Annotated in this window: 11 protein-coding genes; 9 read left to right on the forward strand and 2 right to left on the reverse strand. The window is 67.8% G+C overall.

Annotation, left to right across the window (positions count from 1 at the left end; translation table 11 throughout):
* The first annotated feature begins 73 nt into the window (after positions 1-73).
* From mnmC to HNP51_RS10180, 5 genes are all read left to right on the forward strand, one after another.
* Positions 74-1,891 (forward strand): FAD-dependent 5-carboxymethylaminomethyl-2-thiouridine(34) oxidoreductase MnmC, encoded by a 1,818-nt coding sequence (mnmC, locus tag HNP51_RS10160; protein ID WP_184269822.1) that lies wholly within the window; start codon positions 74-76, stop codon positions 1,889-1,891.
* Between the two features lie 53 nt (positions 1,892-1,944).
* Positions 1,945-2,331: a DUF6491 family protein gene (locus HNP51_RS10165; RefSeq protein WP_184269820.1), complete on the forward strand. Its 387-nt coding sequence runs from the start codon at positions 1,945-1,947 to the stop codon at positions 2,329-2,331.
* Positions 2,332-2,428: 97 nt separating this feature from the next.
* A complete protein-coding gene (locus HNP51_RS10170; protein WP_184269818.1) occupies positions 2,429-2,833 on the forward strand; it encodes a DUF6491 family protein in 405 nt (134 codons plus the stop codon).
* 175 nt (positions 2,834-3,008) lie between these two features.
* A complete protein-coding gene (locus tag HNP51_RS10175) occupies positions 3,009-4,142 on the forward strand; it encodes an efflux RND transporter periplasmic adaptor subunit (protein ID WP_184269816.1) in 1,134 nt (377 codons plus the stop codon).
* Positions 4,143-4,151: 9 nt separating this feature from the next.
* On the forward strand, positions 4,152-7,253 hold the full coding sequence (locus tag HNP51_RS10180) for an efflux RND transporter permease subunit (protein WP_184269814.1): 3,102 nt from the start codon (positions 4,152-4,154) through the stop codon (positions 7,251-7,253).
* Between the two features lie 178 nt (positions 7,254-7,431).
* Here the strand turns inward: HNP51_RS10180 and HNP51_RS10185 are convergent, their stop codons facing one another.
* Entirely contained in the window at positions 7,432-10,062 is a 2,631-nt protein-coding gene (locus HNP51_RS10185) for a TonB-dependent receptor (RefSeq protein ID WP_184269812.1), read from the reverse strand.
* Positions 10,063-10,296: 234 nt separating this feature from the next.
* Positions 10,297-11,508, reverse strand: coding sequence for a Na+/H+ antiporter NhaA (gene nhaA, locus HNP51_RS10190; protein WP_184269810.1), 1,212 nt, complete (start codon positions 11,506-11,508; stop codon positions 10,297-10,299).
* A 211-nt stretch (positions 11,509-11,719) separates the two neighbouring features.
* Here nhaA and HNP51_RS10195 point away from each other — a divergent pair, with 211 nt between their 5' ends.
* From HNP51_RS10195 to HNP51_RS10210, 4 genes are all read left to right on the forward strand, one after another.
* Positions 11,720-13,132, forward strand: a complete 1,413-nt coding sequence (locus HNP51_RS10195; protein ID WP_184269808.1) for a protein adenylyltransferase SelO — start codon at positions 11,720-11,722, stop codon at positions 13,130-13,132.
* Positions 13,133-13,512: 380 nt separating this feature from the next.
* Entirely contained in the window at positions 13,513-13,923 is a 411-nt protein-coding gene (locus HNP51_RS10200; RefSeq protein ID WP_184269806.1) for a DoxX family protein, read from the forward strand.
* 150 nt (positions 13,924-14,073) lie between these two features.
* Entirely contained in the window at positions 14,074-14,559 is a 486-nt protein-coding gene (locus HNP51_RS10205) for a MerR family DNA-binding transcriptional regulator (protein ID WP_114815827.1), read from the forward strand.
* A 2-nt stretch (positions 14,560-14,561) separates the two neighbouring features.
* On the forward strand, positions 14,562-16,343 hold the full coding sequence (locus tag HNP51_RS10210; protein ID WP_184269804.1) for an acyl-CoA dehydrogenase C-terminal domain-containing protein: 1,782 nt from the start codon (positions 14,562-14,564) through the stop codon (positions 16,341-16,343).
* Positions 16,344-16,391 lie beyond the last annotated feature (48 nt).

Raw genomic sequence — 16,391 nt, forward strand, 5'->3', positions numbered from 1 at the left:
AGGGGTCGTCTTCGGACGGCCCCTTTTTTCATGGCCGCTATCCAGCCGGGCGACTGGCGGTTAAAGCCCGGCCATGATTGACGACCCGCGCGAACAGTCCCCCGACGACGCCTCCCCCCAGCTGGTCTGGGCCGAGGACGGCTCGCCCCGCTCCGGCCGGTTCGGCGACGTCTACTTCTCCAAGGACGACGGCCTGGCCGAGACCCGCGCCGTCTTCCTCGACGGCTGCGGTCTTCCGGACGCATGGGCCGAGCGCACCGACTTCACCGTCGCCGAACTGGGCTTCGGCACCGGCCTGAACATCGTGGCCCTGCTGGACCTGTGGCGCCGCGCCCGCCCCCAGAACAGCCGACTGCACGTCTTCTCCATCGAAGGCTTCCCCCTGACCCGCGACGAGGCGGCCCGCGCCCTGTCCGCCTGGCCCGAACTGGCCGAGACCGCCGCCGCCCTCCTCGCCGTCTGGCCCGAGGGAACCCCCGGCTTCCACCGCCTCGACCTGCCGCAATGGAACGCCCGCATCGACCTGGCCGTCGGCGACGTTCAGTGGGCGCTGGAACAATGGTCCGGCGCCGCCGACGCCTGGTTCCTCGACGGTTTCTCGCCCGCCCTCAACCCCGGCATGTGGTCGCCCGAGATCATGGCCCTGATCGCCGCCCGTTCGGCTCCCGGCGCGCGCGTCGCCACCTTCACCGTCGCCGGCGCAGTGCGGCGCGGCCTGGCCGAGCACGGCTTCATCGTCGAGAAGAAACCCGGCCACGGACGCAAGCGCGAACGGCTGGAGGCGCATCTGCCCTCGCCGCCGCCTGTCGCCCGCCCGCAACGCCATGTCGCCGTCGTCGGCGCCGGGATCGCCGGGGCCTCGGTCGCCCGCGCCCTGATCGTCGGCGGCGCCCGTGTCACCGTCATCGAGGCCGAGCGTCCCGGCGCGGGCGGCTCAGGCTTCCCCGCCGCCCTGGTCACGCCGCGCCTCGACGCGGGTGACGCCCTGATCGCCGGCTTCCACGCCCAGGCCCTGGAACGCGCCCGCCATCTGTACCGCGCTCTGCCCGACGCCGTCATCGCCGAGGGCGTGCTGCAACTGGAGCAGGCTCCGCGCGACGCGACCCGCTTCGACAAGATCGCGGCCCAGGACCTGTGGCCCGCCGCCGCCATGACCCGCCTGGACGCCGCGGCCTGCGCCGATCGTCTGGGCGAGGCGGTCCAGAGCGGCGGCCTGATGATGGGCGGGGCGATGGCCCTGCGCCCGTCGGCGGTGCTGGAGCCCTGGCTGAGCGGCGCCGAACGCCTGACCGCCACTGTCGCAACCCTCCGCCCCGAGGGCGAGGGCTGGGCCTTGCTCAACGCCGAGGGCGCAGCGCTCGTCACGGCCGACGCCGTGGTTCTGACCGCCGGCTGGGGCGCCGCCGCGCTCGCGCCCGAGCTCCCCCTCGCCCCCGTCGCCGGCCAGGCCGACTGGGTCGAAGGCCCGACCGCCACGCCCGTCGCCTGGGGCGGCTACGCCGTGCCGACCGGAACCGGCCTGCTGTTCGGCGCCACCCACGACCGGGGCCAGACCGACGCCACGCCCACGGCGGAGGCCTCGGCGCGCAATCGCGCGACCCTGAGCGCCGCCCTGCCCGATCTGGCCGCCCGCGCCGAGGCCGCTGGCGCGGGGCGGACCCGCAAGGCCGTCCGCGCCACGACGCCCGACCGTCTGCCCGTCGCCGGCCCCCTTTCTCAACCGAACCTCTACGCCCTGACCGGGTTGGGCTCGCGCGGCTTCTGCGTCGCGCCCCTGCTGGGCGAGCACCTGGCGGCGCGGTGCCTGAACCAGCCGTCGCCCCTGCCCGAGGCCGCCGAACGCCGCCTGTCGCCGAGACGGTTCACGGACGACGCGAGCCAGGCCGGCTAGCGCCGTCGATTGTCCTGACCTACACCGGGGTCTCATTGTCAAAGGAGCATCAGATGTTTCGCGCGCCCCTCGTGCTCTCGATCGGCTTGCTCGCCCTTGCCGGATGCGCTCCTGCCCCGTCGCATCCGCTCGCCGCCGCGACGCCGGCCCGTCAATGCATGTTCCCGGACGACGTGCAGAGCTTCCGCGTCGTGGCCGACACGAAGGCGGTCCTCGTGCGCACGACCGGCAACGCCGTCTTCGAGCTTCAGCCGGCAGGCGACTGCCGCGATCTGGCCAGCGCGATGCGGCTGGCCGTAGCCGACAATACGACGCGCCTCTGTGCGGGCGACTGGACCATGCTCTCCGTCTCGTCCGCGCCCGCGCCCTGCCGCGCACAGGTCGTCAAGCGCCTGAGCCCGGCCGAGGTCGCCGCCCTGGCCGCCCGCGACCGCCCCTGAGGCGGACCGGGCGCAACCAAAGCCTGTCTCCGGCGCTTAGCGCCGAGGTTCATCTTGTCGCTCTAGAAGCGCGGTTCAGGCTCAATGGAGTTTCCCCATGTCGCGTATGTTCCCGCTACTCGTCGCCGCCGCTGGCGCGACCGCGCTTTCCGCCTGCGCCCCCATGACCGGCGCCGAGTCCACCCGGACATCATCCATGGGCCAGCAGTGCTTCTACGCCAACCAGGTGGATAATTTCCGCGGCGACAATCAGACCCTCTATGTTCGCGCGCGGAACAAGGACGTGTTCGAGTTGCAGACCTTCGGGGGTTGCTCCGACATCGACTTCGCCTTCGGCATCGCCTTCCTGCCCAACAGCGGCATCAATCGCCTGTGCACGGGCGACCTGTCCCGGATCATTGTCGCTGGCGGGATGGAACCCCGTGCTCAATGCCGCGTCCAGGTGGTCAAGAAGCTGACGGAGGCCGAGGTGGCCGCCCTGCCCGCGCGCAACCGACCCTGACCCGGCGCCATTTTTATCGCTTCGCGGCGGCGAGGGTTACTTCGCGGTAATGGTGGCATGCGAGGTTTGAGAACGTTTCGCGCAAACGGTATGGAACGTAGCTGTCAAACTCGCGTCCGGCGCCGGACAGACTGGTTCGCGCCTCCCTGCACCGACCCTTCAAGGATCCTCGCACGTGGCGACCACTCTTCGTACCTCGGCCCTGCTCCTCGCAGCCGCCGCCGCCCTGACCCTGTCCGCCTGCGGCGGCGGAGACGACAAGTCCAAGACCGGGGACCAGCCGGCGGGCGCCTCGCGTCAGACCGTCACGGCGGCCACGGCGACCTCGGTCGCCCTGCCGCGCGTCATCGTCGCCTCGGGCAGCGTCTCGGCCTGGGAAGAGGTGCCGGTCGGGGCCGAGACGGGCGGGCTGACGGCGGTCGGCGTCTATGTCGATGAAGGATCCTACGTCCGTCAGGGCCAGGTTCTGGTCAAGCTGAACGACGCCCTGCTCCAGGCCCAACTGCGCCAGCAACAGGCGGCCGTCCAGAGCGCAGAGGCCAACGCCGCCCGCGACGACGCGGCGCTGGCCCGCGCCCAGGAGCTGAAGCAACGCGGCTTCCTCAGCCAGGCCTCGCTGGACACGGCCCTGGCCAACCAGCGCGCCTCCCAGGCCAATCTGGCCTCGGCCCGCGCCGCGCTTTCGGAAATACGCACCCGCCTGTCCCAGGCCGAGATCAAGGCCCCCGTCTCGGGCCTGATCATCAGCCGCAACGTCACCAAGGGTCAGATCGTCGAGGCCGGAACCCAGCTGTTCCGCATGGTCCGCGACGGCCGGCTGGAACTGGACGCCCAGGTGCCCGAGACCGATCTGCCCGCCCTGCGCGCCGGCCAGACCGCCACCATCACCTCGAACGAAGGCGTCAAGACCAGCGGCACCATCCGCATCGTCACGCCCGAGGTCGACGCCCAGACCCGCCTCGGCCTGGCCCGCATCACCCTGTCGCCGGGCAGCGGCCTGAAGCCGGGCATGTTCGCCCGCGCCGCCATCGACGCCGGGGCCCAGCCGACGACCGTGGTGCCGACCGGCGCCGTCCTCTATCGCGAGAACAAGGCCGGGGTTTACGTGCTCAACGCCGACAACTCGGCCCACTTCCGCCCGGTGACGGTGCTCTCGCGCCGCGACGATCAGACCTCGGTCAGCGGCGTCGAGCCCGGCGTCCGCGTCGTGGTCCAGGGCGCCGGCTTCCTCAGCGAGGGCGACAAGGTCACCGTCTCGACCGGCCAGGCCGCAGCCGCGCCTGCCGCTGCCGCTCCGGCCAAGAAATAAGACCCGGCCATGAACAACATCTCGTCCTGGGCCATCAAGAACCCCATCCCGATCATTCTGCTGTTCGTCCTGCTGACGATCAGCGGCGTGATCGGCTTCTCGGGGATGCGGATCAACAACAACCCCGACATCGACTTCCCCCTGGTCGCCGTCACCGCCGCCCGTCCGGGCGCGGCGCCGAGCGAGATGGAGGTCCAGGTCACCCGTCCGATCGAGGACTCGATCGCCGGCCTGTCGGGCGTGCGCCACATCTATTCCAATATCTCGGACGGGGTCTCCTCGACCACCATCGAGTTCGAGCTGGGCACCGACACCGAACGCGCCACCAATGACGTGCGCAACGCCATGAGCGGCGTGCGCGCCACCCTGCCCCAGGACATGCAGGAACCGACGGTCCAGCGCATCGACATCACCGGCGACGCCCTGATCACCTATGTGGTCCGCTCGCCTACGATGACGCCGGAGCAGATCAGCTGGTTCATCGACAACGAGATGAGCCGCGCCCTGCTGTCCCTGGGCGGCGTGGGCGAGGTCAACCGCTCGGGCGGCGTCGACCGCGAGATCCGCGTCGAGCTGGACCCTGACCGCCTGGCCGCCTACGGCGTCACCGCTGCCCAGGTCAGCCAGGCCCTGACCAGCGTCAACACGGACCTGCCCGGCGGCCGCGTCACCGTGGCCGGTTCGGAACGCGCCATCCGCACCCTGGGCTCGGCCGGCTCGGTCGAGCAGCTGCGCCAGACCCTGATTCCCCTGGGCGACGGCCGCAGCGTGCGTCTGGGCGACCTGGGCCGCGTCGAGGACAAGTGGACCGAGCCGCGCCGTCTGGCCCGCTACAACGGCCAGGAGGCCGTCACCTTCAACTTCCTGCGTTCGCGCGAGGCCAGCGAAGTCACCGTCTCGCAGAAGGTTCGCGAAGAGGTCGCCAAGATCGACGAGGCCCACCCCGAGCTGACCATCGAACAGGTCACCTCCAGCGTCCAGTATATCGAGGAAAGCTACATCGCCTCGATCGAGGCCCTGATCCTCGGCGCCGTTCTGGCCGTCATCGTGGTCTTCATCTTCCTGCGCGACTGGCGGGCCACCCTGATCGCGGCCACGGCCATGCCGATGTCGCTGATCCCGGCCTTCGCCATCCTCGGGCCGATGGACCAGTCGCTGAACGTGGTGACCCTGCTGGCCCTGTCGCTGACCATCGGCATTCTGGTCGACGACGCCATCGTCGAGATCGAGAACATCGTGCGGCACATGCGCGACGGCAAACCGCCCTACGCCGCCTCGATGGAGGCCGCCGACGAGATCGGTCTGGCCGTCGTGGCCACCACCTCGACCATCATCGCCGTCTTCGCCCCCGTCGGCTTCATGCCGGGCATCATCGGCCAGTTCTTCAAGGCCTTCGCCCTGGCGGCCTGCGTCTCCGTGGCCTTCTCGCTGATCGTGGCGCGGACCCTGACCCCGCTGATGGCCGCCTATCTGCTCAAGCACACCAAGCATGAGGACAAGGACCCCCTGTGGATGCCTGGCTATCTGCGCGCCCTGCGCTGGTGCCTCGGCAACCGCTGGAAGGTCTTCGCCATGGGGATCGCCATCTTCGTCGGCTCGGGCTTCCTGGCCACCAAGCTGCCGTTCGAGTTCAGCCCCTCGGGCGATCAGTCGCGCGCCGCCTTCCAGATCGAACTGCCCCCCGGCGCCACCCTGCGTGAAACCGACGCCGTGGTTCAGCGCGTCACCCGCGCGCTTCAGGAGCGGCCCGAGGTCACCTCGGTCTACGCCGCCATCGGGGGCCAGGACGTCAATCAGGCCAACATCTATGCCGACCTGGTCAAGAAGGGCGAGCGCAAGCTCAGTCAGCAGGCCTTCGCCCGTGAAATGGTCGACCAGCTGAAGACCATCCCCGGCGCCCGCATCAGCGCCGGCATCGCCCAGCAGGGCGGCGGTCCCAGCGACGGCACCCGCTACACCTTCGCCATCCTGGGCGACAACCCCGTCGCCCTGAACGCCGCGGCGCGCAAGGTCGAAGAGGAGATGCGCGGCGTTCCCGGCCTGGCCAATGTGGTCAACACCGCCGCCATCGCCCGCCCGGAAATCCTGGTCACGCCGCGTCCTGACGAAGCGGCCCTGGCCGGCGTCTCGACCGGCTCCATCTCTCAGGCCGTCCGCGTCGCCACCCTCGGCGACGTCGATCAGAACCTGCCCAAGTACAACCTGGGCGACCGTCAGGTGCCGATCCGCCTGCAACTGACCGACACGGCCCGTCAGGACCTGAACGTGCTGGAGACCCTGCGCGTGCCCACCGCCTCGGGCGCCGCCGTGCCGCTCAGCGCCGTCGCCGACATCGAGTTCGGCGCCGGTCCCGCGACCGTCAGCCGTCAGGACCGCTCGCGCATCGCCTCGATCACCGCCGAACTGGACGGCATCCGCACCGGCGACGCCGCCCAGCGGGTGCAGAAGCTGCCCTCGGTCCAGAAACTGCCCGAAGGCGTGCGTCAGGTTCCGGCCGGGGACGCCGAGTTCATCCAGGAGATGATCACGGGCTTCGCCATCGCCTTCGGCACCGGCATCCTGCTGATGTACGCGGTCCTGGTCCTGCTGTTCAAAAGCTTCGCCTATCCGATCACCATCATGGCCGCTCTGCCCCTGGCCATCGGCGGCGCTTTCGTGGCCCTGTTGATCGGCGGCTCCAGCTTCTCGATCTCTTCGCTGATCGGGGTGCTGATGCTGATGGGCATCGCGGCCAAGAACTCCATCCTTCTGGTCGACTACGTCATCATGGCCGAGAAGGACGGCATGCCCCGCTACGAGGCCATCATGGACGCCGCCCACAAGCGGGCGCGCCCCATCCTGATGACCACCTTCGCCATGGGGGCCGGCATGGTGCCCGTCGCCATGGGTATCGGCGCCGACGTCGAGTTCCGCTCGCCCATGGCCATCGCGGTCCTGGGCGGCCTGATCTCCTCGACCTTCCTGTCGCTGCTCTACATCCCGGCCATCTTCACGATCGTCGACGACATCGCTGCATGGGGCCGCCGCCGCATCGGCAAGGCCTTCGCCGGCCAACACCGGATGGCGGATGAACCGACGCCGCAAGCCTCCTCCGCCGCCCTGCACGACTAGGCGACCGCGCCACCCCAGACCCCCGCCCCCGGAGAGCCATCTCCGGGGGCTTTTTCTTGGGCTGCCCGAACGCCGCCCTCTCGCGGACCCAGACGAAGCCCCGGACGCCGGCCAAAGAAAAAGGCGGCCCGGATGACTCCGGACCGCCTCGCCGCTTCGCCGCTGGGGCGAAGGTGGATCAGTATTTGACGCGCAGGGTCGCCCCGTAGGTGCGCGGCTGGCCGAGGAAGGCGTCGTAGGTCTGAGTGTCCAGCGCCGGGTTGTAGTAGGTCCCGTTCGGCTGAACCGTCGTCTGGAAGGCGGAGCCTTGCAGCGGGGCGTTGATCGCAACCTGGACGTATTCCTCGTCGGTCAGGTTTTGCGCCCAGATGTCCAGCGCCCAGCGGTCGTCTTCCGTCCCCAGAGTGATGCGACCGTTCACCAGCGTCATGGCGTCCTGCATCTTGTAGGGCAGCAGGTCGGAACCGGTGTTGAACTCGGTCGAGTACTTGGCCGTCAGGTTGAAGCCGACCTTCAGGCCCGCGCCGATCGAGCGGTCGAAGGCCACAGATCCCGTCGCCGACCATTCCGGCGCGAAGGACGCCCGCGCGCCCGGCAGCAGAGACAGCTGAGGGAAGTTGCCCGGATTGGTCAGGTCGCCCGCGACAAAGTCGCCGTACTTGGTGTCGGTGTAGGTCAGGCCGCTGGTGAAGGACAGCCCCTCGATCGGCGTGAACCAGACGAAGTCGGCGTCAAAGCCTTGCGACTTCAGCTCAGGAATGGATTCGACCACGAAGGCCGTGCCCAGGAAGGTGTTGAGCTGGAAGTCCTGGAACGTCTGATGGAAGTAGGTCAGATTCAGCAGGACCGAGCGATTGAACAGGGTGTTCTTCAAACCCAGCTCGTAGCTGTCGACGGTTTCCGACGGGAAGAGCAGCGAATTGACCGGCGTGATGCCGTTCTGCACCCGGTCCAGATTATAGCCGAAGGACTTGTAGCCGCGCGCGAAGGAGCCGTAGCCCATGACCGAGTCATTGAAGCGATAGCTGGCCTTGATCGTCCCGCTCAGCTCACCGTCGTCAGTTTCTTCCGAGATGCGACGGTTGTCATACAGGGCGTTGGCCCAGGGCAGGCAGATGTTGCCAGCAATGCGCTGCGCCGTCGGCAAGCCCGCCGCCGCGCCGCCGGCGCCGCCGAGCACCGTGGCCAGGGCCGTCAGGTTGGCCAGGGTGCCGCCGCAGGCTGCGCCATTGGTCCCGACATTATCCTGAACCGCCAGCAGACGCTTCTTATCCTGCGTGTAGCGCAGACCCAGGGTCACATCGAACTTGTCGGTGACGTGCCAGGTGTTGTTGGTGAACAGGGCGATCGAGTCCGAACGCTGGCTGTAGTGATCGCTCACGCCCAGACCGAGGCCGAAGCCGGGACCCGTCGCTTGGGTCGGGCCTGCGGGCGAGGCGCCGCCGGTGACCAGGCAACCGCCGAGACCGGCCGCCGTCGTTCCAGGACGCGTCAGGCAGCCGATGATGCCGGGGCTGATCGGGATCGCCGGGTTGGCGGCGTTCAGCTGCGACGTCAGCAGGAAGGACAGGAAGGGCGTGTAGTCGGCGCCGTAGGAATAGCTGTCGGCGCGCGAGATGTTCTCACGCGTCATGAAGACGCCGACCAGCCAGTCCAGCTTGTCTGTCGCGCCCGCCAGACGGAATTCCTGGGTCAGAGTGTCCAGCTCAAAGCCGTAGCTTCCATCGTTGGCGCGATAGAGGATGTCCGCGCCGGTATAGTCCAGATCCATGCCGTTGACGGTCGACCAGTCACGCCACGAGGTGACCGAGGTCAGGGTCGCGTTCCACTTGGCGATGTCGATATTGGCCTCGGCGGACAGGCCCATGTCCTCCATTTCCTGACCCGTGCCGCGGTTGGCGTAGGCCGTCCGCGAGAAGGGCAGCTTGCCAAAGCCCGCAGCGGGCGGCGCCTGGCCTGTACCGGTGGAAAGGGCGTCGATGAAGGCGTAGGTCGGCCCGGTGCGAATCTGCGTGGCGACGCAGCAGTATTCATCGCGTTTGGAATAGTCGGCGATCAGACGGATCGACACTTCGTCCGACGGCAGGATCAGCAACTGGCCGCGCGCGGTCCAGAAATCCTGATTCTGATCGTCGGTTTCCGTGCGCGGGCCGTCGCCCAGATTGACGTCGTAGAAGCCGTCACGCTCGCGCTTGGCCACATAAAGACGGCCGGCGATCTGATCCGTGATCGGCCCGGTGACCGAGCCGGCGATGCCCCAGGCGTTGAAGTTGCCATAGGTGGCCTCGGCGTTGAAACCGGGGGTGAAGGATGGGGCCTCGGTGATGATGTTGATGACGCCGGCCGAGGTGTTCTTGCCGAACAGGGTGCCTTGCGGCCCCTTCAGCACCTCGATGCGGCTCAGTTCGCCCAGGTCGCCGAAGCCGACGCCGTTGCGCGAGCGATAGACGCCGTCGATGACCACGCCGACCGAGCTTTCCAGGCCGGGGTTGTCGCCGACCGTGCCGACGCCGCGGATACGCGCGGTGGTCGAGGCTTCAGACTGGGTCGAGGTGACGGTCATGCCCGGGGTCAGGATCTGCAGATCCTTGATGTCGCGCACCCCGGCGCCGTTCAGCGCCTCCTGAGACAGGGTCGTGACCACGATCGGCACGTCCTGCAGGTTCTGCTCGCGCTTCTGGGCGGTGACGATGATGTCGTCGACCGTGGTCGGCCCTTCCTGGGCCGCGGCGCCTCCGGCGAAACCGAAGGCGACGACGCCGACGACGGCGGCGGACGCGGTGCAGCGAAGGATATTATTGAAACGCATATGAAGCGGCTCCCCGGCTCTGTGGCCCGGTCGCCCGCGGCGACCGTGGCGATTCCTGTCCCTGTCGATCCACGCTCATTGAACGGCGTGAATTCTCCATGACTAGGCGTAAGCCAGCGTCAGGACAGCGACAAGCAGCCGTGAGACGCAGGAACGGCGATTTCGTCCAACACCACTCTTTATGTGGCGTGAAAGCGACAAAAACTGATGACGCTAGGTCAATATTACCAGCGTTTACTTCAATTTCCTGGCCGCCGCCGCGTCTTCGCGTTGCTGCTGGCGGCGTCCCGCCAGGTTGAGAATCACCGCCGCAGCGAGCGCGGAAAGCACCGAGCCGCCGATCACGCCCAGCTTGACCTCGATCTGCTCGGGCGAATCCACCGCGCCCGGGAAGGCCAGGACGCCGATGAACAGGCTCATGGTGAAGCCGATGCCGCACAACAGGCTGACGCCGTAGAGCTGAAGCCAGCTGGCGCCCGAGGGCTTGTCGCCGATCTTCAGCTTGGCGGCCAGCCAGGCCGCGCCGAAGACGCCCACCTGCTTGCCGACGAACAGACCCAGGGCGATGGCGATGACTAGGGGCGCAAAGGCCTGCTCCAGCGACAGGCCGGCGAAAGAGACCCCAGCCTTGGCGAAGGCGAACAGCGGCAGGACCAGGAAGGCGACATAGGGGTGCAGGTCGTGCATCGCCTCTTTCAGCGGGCTTTGCGAGGTCTCGCGACGCGGCTCGACCGGCACGATCATGGCGAAGGCCACCGCCGTCAGCGAGGTCGACAGGCCCGACAGGACGGTCAGATACCAGACCGCGCCGAAACCCAGCACCCAGAAGGGACCGGCCAGGCGACGGCGGCCCAGCAAGGCGAAGGCGGCCAGAAGACCGGCCACGCCCAGCAGCGGCAGCCACTGGACCCCCTGGCTGAAGAGGACGGCGATCAGGGCGATGGCCCCCAGGTCATCGACGATGGCCAGGGTCAGCAGGAAGACCCGCAGCGACGACGGCAGCTTCTTGCCCACCACTGCAAAGACGGCCAGGGCGAAGGCGATGTCGGTGGCCAGGGGAATAGGCCAGCCCTGCCCCGGCCCGCCCAACATCTGGGCGAAGGCCAGATAGACCAGCCCCGGAACCGCCATCCCGCCCACGGCGGCGATGATCGGCAGGGCCAGCTTCTTGGGATTGCTCAGTTCGCCCTTGAGAATCTCGTATTTGATCTCCAGCCCGACCACGAGGAAGAAGACCGCCATCAGGCCTTCCTTGATCCAGTTGGAGATCGTCTCTTCCAGCCGCAGCGGGCCGATCTGAAGCACGTGGACGCTCTTCAGCCAGGCGAAGTAGTCGCCGGCCCAGGGCGAGTTGGCCACGATCAGAGCGGCGACGGCGGCAAGCCCCAGGGCGGCGCCCGAGCCGGCTTCGGTCTTGAGGAAGGCGAGGGTGGATTTTCTGGCCACGGCGGTCTCCGAAATCAAAAGGACTGTCGTGGCGTCAGGTTATCGACGGACGCCTGACCGGATTCGCTCCCGATGGAGCGCCAGCCTGGCCCCGATGCGCCAAAAACGAAACGGGACCTGATCTCTGCGGGGGAAAATACCCGAGCCGGGCTGAGGTTCAACCCCGGCTTCGCGGTTGCGAAAGACGACGCGAACGCGCATCTGCCGCTTCATGTCCGTCTCCTCCGCCTATCGCCCCGATCCCTGCTTCTTCGACCTCGGCCCCGAGTTCGGCGATCGGGTGCAGGCGGCGGACTTCCCCCAGACCATCTTGCGCGTGCGCAACGACCGGGCGGCGGCGACTGTCGGCCTTGAGACGCTGAGCGACGACGAATGGCGCGCCCATTTCGGCCGCTTCGCCCCCCTGCCCGGCCAGCCAGGCCCGATCGCCATGCGCTATCACGGCCATCAGTTCCGCACCTACAACCCCGATATCGGCGACGGTCGCGGGTTTCTGGCGGCGCAACTTCGAGACGACCAGAACAGGTTGCTGGACCTTGGCACCAAAGGCTCCGGCCAGACCCCATGGTCGCGGCGCGGCGACGGACGCCTGACGCTGAAGGGCGGCATGCGCGAGGTGCTGGCCGCCGCCATGCTGGAAAGCCTGGGCGTGCCGACCTGCCGCATCCTGTCGCTGATCGAGACCGGAGAGGCGCTGGAGCGCGGCGACGAGCCCTCGCCCACCCGTTCCGCCGTCATGGTGCGGCTGTCGCACAGCCATATTCGGTTCGGGACCTTCCAGCGCGCCGCCTACTATGGCCGCAAGGACCAGATCGAGGTCCTGCTGGAGCACGCCCGCAGCCTCTATCATCCGTCCGTCGCGCCGGGCGATGCGCCCGGCTTCCTCGCCGCCGTGGTCGAGGCCTCGGCGCGGCTGACGGCCAAGTGGATTTCCGCCGGCTTCGTCCACGGCGTGTTGAACACCGACAATCTGAACGTGGCGGGCGAGAGCTTCGACTACGGCCCGTGGCGCTTCCTGCCCCACTATGACCCGGCCTTCACCGCCGCCTATTTCGACAGTCAGGGCCTGTACGCCTTCGCCCGGCAGCCCGAGGCCGTGTTCTGGAACCTGACCCAGTTGGCCGGATGCCTGAAGCTGATCGCCGAACCTCAGGTCGCGGCCCTGACCGAGGCGCTGAACGGTTTCGGCCCCGCCTATATCCGCCACCTGCGCGCCGCCTTCCTGAACCGTCTCGGCGTCAAGAGCCTGGGCGAAGCCGCCGACCAGAGACTGCTGGACGCGACCCTGGCCCTGCTGCGCGACAAGGGCGAGGCCCTGCGCTGGGAGCCGCTCTTCTTCGACTGGTTCGGCGGCTTCAGCTCCTCGGCCCGCGCCCTGGGCGGCGTGCGCGGCAAGACCTATCAGGGCGAGGCCTTCGACGCCTTCCGCTTCGCCCTGCTGGAGCATGAGCCGGACCGCCCCGAGCGGCTGGAGCATCCGATGTTCGCCGCACCCGAGCCCGAAGAGATGCTGATCGACGAGGTCGAGACCCTCTGGTCGGCCATCGAACAGGGCGACGACTGGTCGCCCCTGCACGCCAAGCTGGCGCGGCTGGACGCGGCGGGGAAGGCCTGGGCCTTATAGCCCGCCACGTCCCGCTCATCCCCGCGGAGGCGGGGACCCAGTGAGCGCTTCACGCGCAGCCCGCAGCCCGCAGCCCGCAGCCGTAATCGGTGGCGATGCCCTTGGCCAAGACCTGGGTCCCCGCTTCCGCGGGGATGAGCGGATTTCGTGACATCTGCGCCCAATGTCATCAGCTGATGTCATCATCCGTTGACAGGCCACTTCGAGCGGCCTAATGCCGTTTGACGATCAGCGTCGGGTTACGAGGAATTGTGGTTTCAGCCACGCCGTCGCCGCAGGTCGCGCCTACCCCGGTTCACAGATTGTTACACTTCCTTGACGATCACGCCCCGCAATCTGATCTAGCGACTGTTACCAATCAAACCCCAACGGTTTCGGCCATGACCTCGACGACCTTGACGCCTCACTCCCGCGCAAAATCCGACTACCTGAACCTGACGCTCTGGACCTTCCAGGGCTGGATCGCGATGTTCTTTGTCGCCGCCGGCTACGCCAAGCTGACGGAGTCGATGGAGAACCTGACCGTGCTGATGCATTGGCCCGCCATGGCCAGCGTCAGCTTCGTGCGCGGTCTGGGCGTGGTCGAGATCGTGCTGGCGGTCATGATGCTGGCGCCCTTGATCTCCTGGCGCTTCGGCCGCCCCCTACTGCTGACGGCGAGCGTCGGCCTGCTGGCCCTGCAAAGCATCATGCTGATCCTGCACGCGACGGAACTGGATATCGGCCTGGCCCTGACCAACCTCTTCCTGATCGCCATCACGGCGCCGGTCTTCTGGTTCCGCCGCCACTGATCGCCTGACACAGGTTTCCTCCCCGGATCGGCCGCGGCGGGCGCAAGCTCTCCGCGGCCGATTTGCGTTTGAGCCTCCCGCTGTTCACAACTTGTCGAGGGATGCGCCGAGAAGCTTCCCTTTACGTCCGCGTCAAGTTATGGATGGCGCATGGCGACCGCTGACGATCACCGCACCTATTCCATCCGGCACCTGTGCCGCGAGTTCGGGGCGACCGCGCGCGCCCTGCGCTTCTATGAGGACAAGGGTCTGCTGACCCCGGCCCGCAAGGGCCAGACGCGGGTCTATGACAGCCGCGACCGCGCCCGATTGAAGCTGATCCTGCGAGGTCGCCGCATCGGCTTCACCCTGCAGGAGATCCAGGAGATGCTGGATCTGTATGACCGCAAGGATCACAACGTCCATCAGATGGCCGTGGCCCTGCGCCGTCACCGCGCCCAGGTCGAGGCGCTGAAACAACAACTCGAAGACATCGAGGGCGCCATCCAGACGGCTGAGGAAGCCTGCGCCTGGATGGAGTCCAAACTGGGCGAACACCGCCCCGACCTTCTGCCGGGGGCGGACGAATACGCCAACCTGCTGAGCGAACGGCTCAACCCCGACACCCACTTCCAGCCCTTCAAAGCGAGAGCCTGATCATGGCCTACAAGGCGCCTGTCCGCGACCTGTCCTTCGTCCTGCACGACGTGCTGGAGGTCGAACGCCACGCCCACCACTTCGCCGACGCCGACCTGTCGCGCGACCTGATCGACCAGATCGTCGAGGAAGGCGGCAAGTTCGCCGAAGAGGTCATCGCGCCGATCAACCGGGCGGGCGATCAGGAAGGCTGCACCATCGACGGCGACGTCGTCACCACGCCCAAGGGCTGGAAGGAAGCCTATCAGCAAATGGTCGAGGCCGGCTGGACCAGCCTGGCCTTCGGCACGGAATACGGCGGCCAGGGCCTGCCCTCGATCATGTCGATGGCGGTGGGCCAGTTCACGGCGGCGGCCTCGGCGGCGTTTTCGATGTATCCGGGCCTGACGGCGGGCGCCTACCACGGCATCGAGGCCTCGGCCTCGGACGAGCTGAAGCAGAAGTATCTGCCCAAGATGGCGACCGGCGAGTGGACCGGCACCATGAACCTGACCGAGCCGCAGTGCGGCACCGACCTGGGCATGGTCCGCACCAAGGCTGTGCCCAACGGCGACGGCTCCTATTCCATCACCGGCCAGAAGATCTGGATCTCGGCCGGCGAGCACGACTTCGCCGACAACATCATCCACACGGTGCTGGCCCGCGTCGAAGGCGCGGTTCCGGGCATCAAGGGCCTGTCGCTCTTCGTGGTGCCGAAGTTCCTGGTGAACGAGGACGGCTCCATCGGCGAACGCAACGGCGTCCAGTGCGCCGGCCTGGAACACAAGATGGGCATCCACGGCAACGCCACCTGCGTCATGGCCTATGAGAACGCCAAGGGCTGGCTGATCGGCGAAGAAGGCCGGGGCATGAACAACATGTTCGTGGTCATGAACGAGGCCCGCCTCGGCACCGGCCTGCAGGGCCTGGCCATCGGCGACGCCGCCTATCAGGCCGCCGTCGAGTTCGCCAACGACCGCCTGCAAGGCCGCGCCCTGACCGGCGCCAAGAACCCGGACGGCCCGGCCGACCCGATCATGGTCCACCCCGACGTGCGCCGGATGCTGATGGAGTCCAAGGCCTTCGTCGAAGGCGGTCGCGCCTTCATCCTGTGGACTGCCCTGCAGGCCGACCTGCAGAAGTCCTCGGACGAGGCCACCGCGACCAAGGCCAAGGACTACATGGGCCTGATCACGCCCGTGCTGAAAGCCTATCTGACCGACAAGGGCTTCCACGTCGCCAGCTTGGCCATGCAGGTCCACGGCGGTTCGGGCTACACCGAGCACTTCCCCGCCTCGCAGTATCTGCGCGATGCGCGCATCACCATGATCTATGAAGGCACCAACGGCATCCAGGCCCTGGACCTGGTGGGCCGCAAGCTGCCGTCCAACGGCGGCCGCGCTATCATGAGCTGGTTCGCCGACATCGACGCTTTCGTGTCCGAGAACGGCGAAGACGAGGCCATCAAGCCCTTCGTCGACGGCCTGGCCGACACCAAGAAGAAGCTGCAGGACGGCACCATGTGGCTGATGCAGAACGGCATGGCCAACCCGGACAACGCCGGCGCCGCCTCGACCGACTATCTGCACATCTTCGGCCTGACGGCGCTCGCCTATATGTGGGCGCAGATGGCCAAGGCGGCTCAAGCCAAGATCGCCGCCGGCGACGCCGATCCCTACTATGCTGCCAAGCTGCAGACCGGCCGCTACTTCGTCGAGCGCATCCTGCCCGACGCCCAAGCTCATCTGACCAAGATGAAGACCGGCGCCGAGGTGCTGATGCAAATGCCGGCAGAGGCCTTCTAAGCCTCGCATAGACACGTCACCCCGGACACGGCGGAAGCCGTGATCCGG

This window comes from Brevundimonas bullata, assembly GCF_014207965.1.
Lineage (GTDB): Bacteria > Pseudomonadota > Alphaproteobacteria > Caulobacterales > Caulobacteraceae > Brevundimonas > Brevundimonas bullata_A.

What these genes read in the sequence shown, in the direction of transcription:
- HNP51_RS10185 (WP_184269812.1), bottom strand. Translation starts at nt 10,062, where the DNA reads ATGCGTTTCAATAATATCCTTCGCTGCACCGCGTCCGCCGCCGTCGTC.
- HNP51_RS10170 (WP_184269818.1), top strand. Translation starts at nt 2,429, where the DNA reads ATGTCGCGTATGTTCCCGCTACTCGTCGCCGCCGCTGGCGCGACCGCG.
- HNP51_RS10180 (WP_184269814.1), top strand. Translation starts at nt 4,152, where the DNA reads ATGAACAACATCTCGTCCTGGGCCATCAAGAACCCCATCCCGATCATT.
- HNP51_RS10210 (WP_184269804.1), top strand. Translation starts at nt 14,562, where the DNA reads ATGGCCTACAAGGCGCCTGTCCGCGACCTGTCCTTCGTCCTGCACGAC.
- HNP51_RS10205 (WP_114815827.1), top strand. Translation starts at nt 14,074, where the DNA reads ATGGCGACCGCTGACGATCACCGCACCTATTCCATCCGGCACCTGTGC.
- HNP51_RS10200 (WP_184269806.1), top strand. Translation starts at nt 13,513, where the DNA reads ATGACCTCGACGACCTTGACGCCTCACTCCCGCGCAAAATCCGACTAC.
- HNP51_RS10195 (WP_184269808.1), top strand. Translation starts at nt 11,720, where the DNA reads ATGTCCGTCTCCTCCGCCTATCGCCCCGATCCCTGCTTCTTCGACCTC.
- HNP51_RS10165 (WP_184269820.1), top strand. Translation starts at nt 1,945, where the DNA reads ATGTTTCGCGCGCCCCTCGTGCTCTCGATCGGCTTGCTCGCCCTTGCC.
- mnmC (WP_184269822.1), top strand. Translation starts at nt 74, where the DNA reads ATGATTGACGACCCGCGCGAACAGTCCCCCGACGACGCCTCCCCCCAG.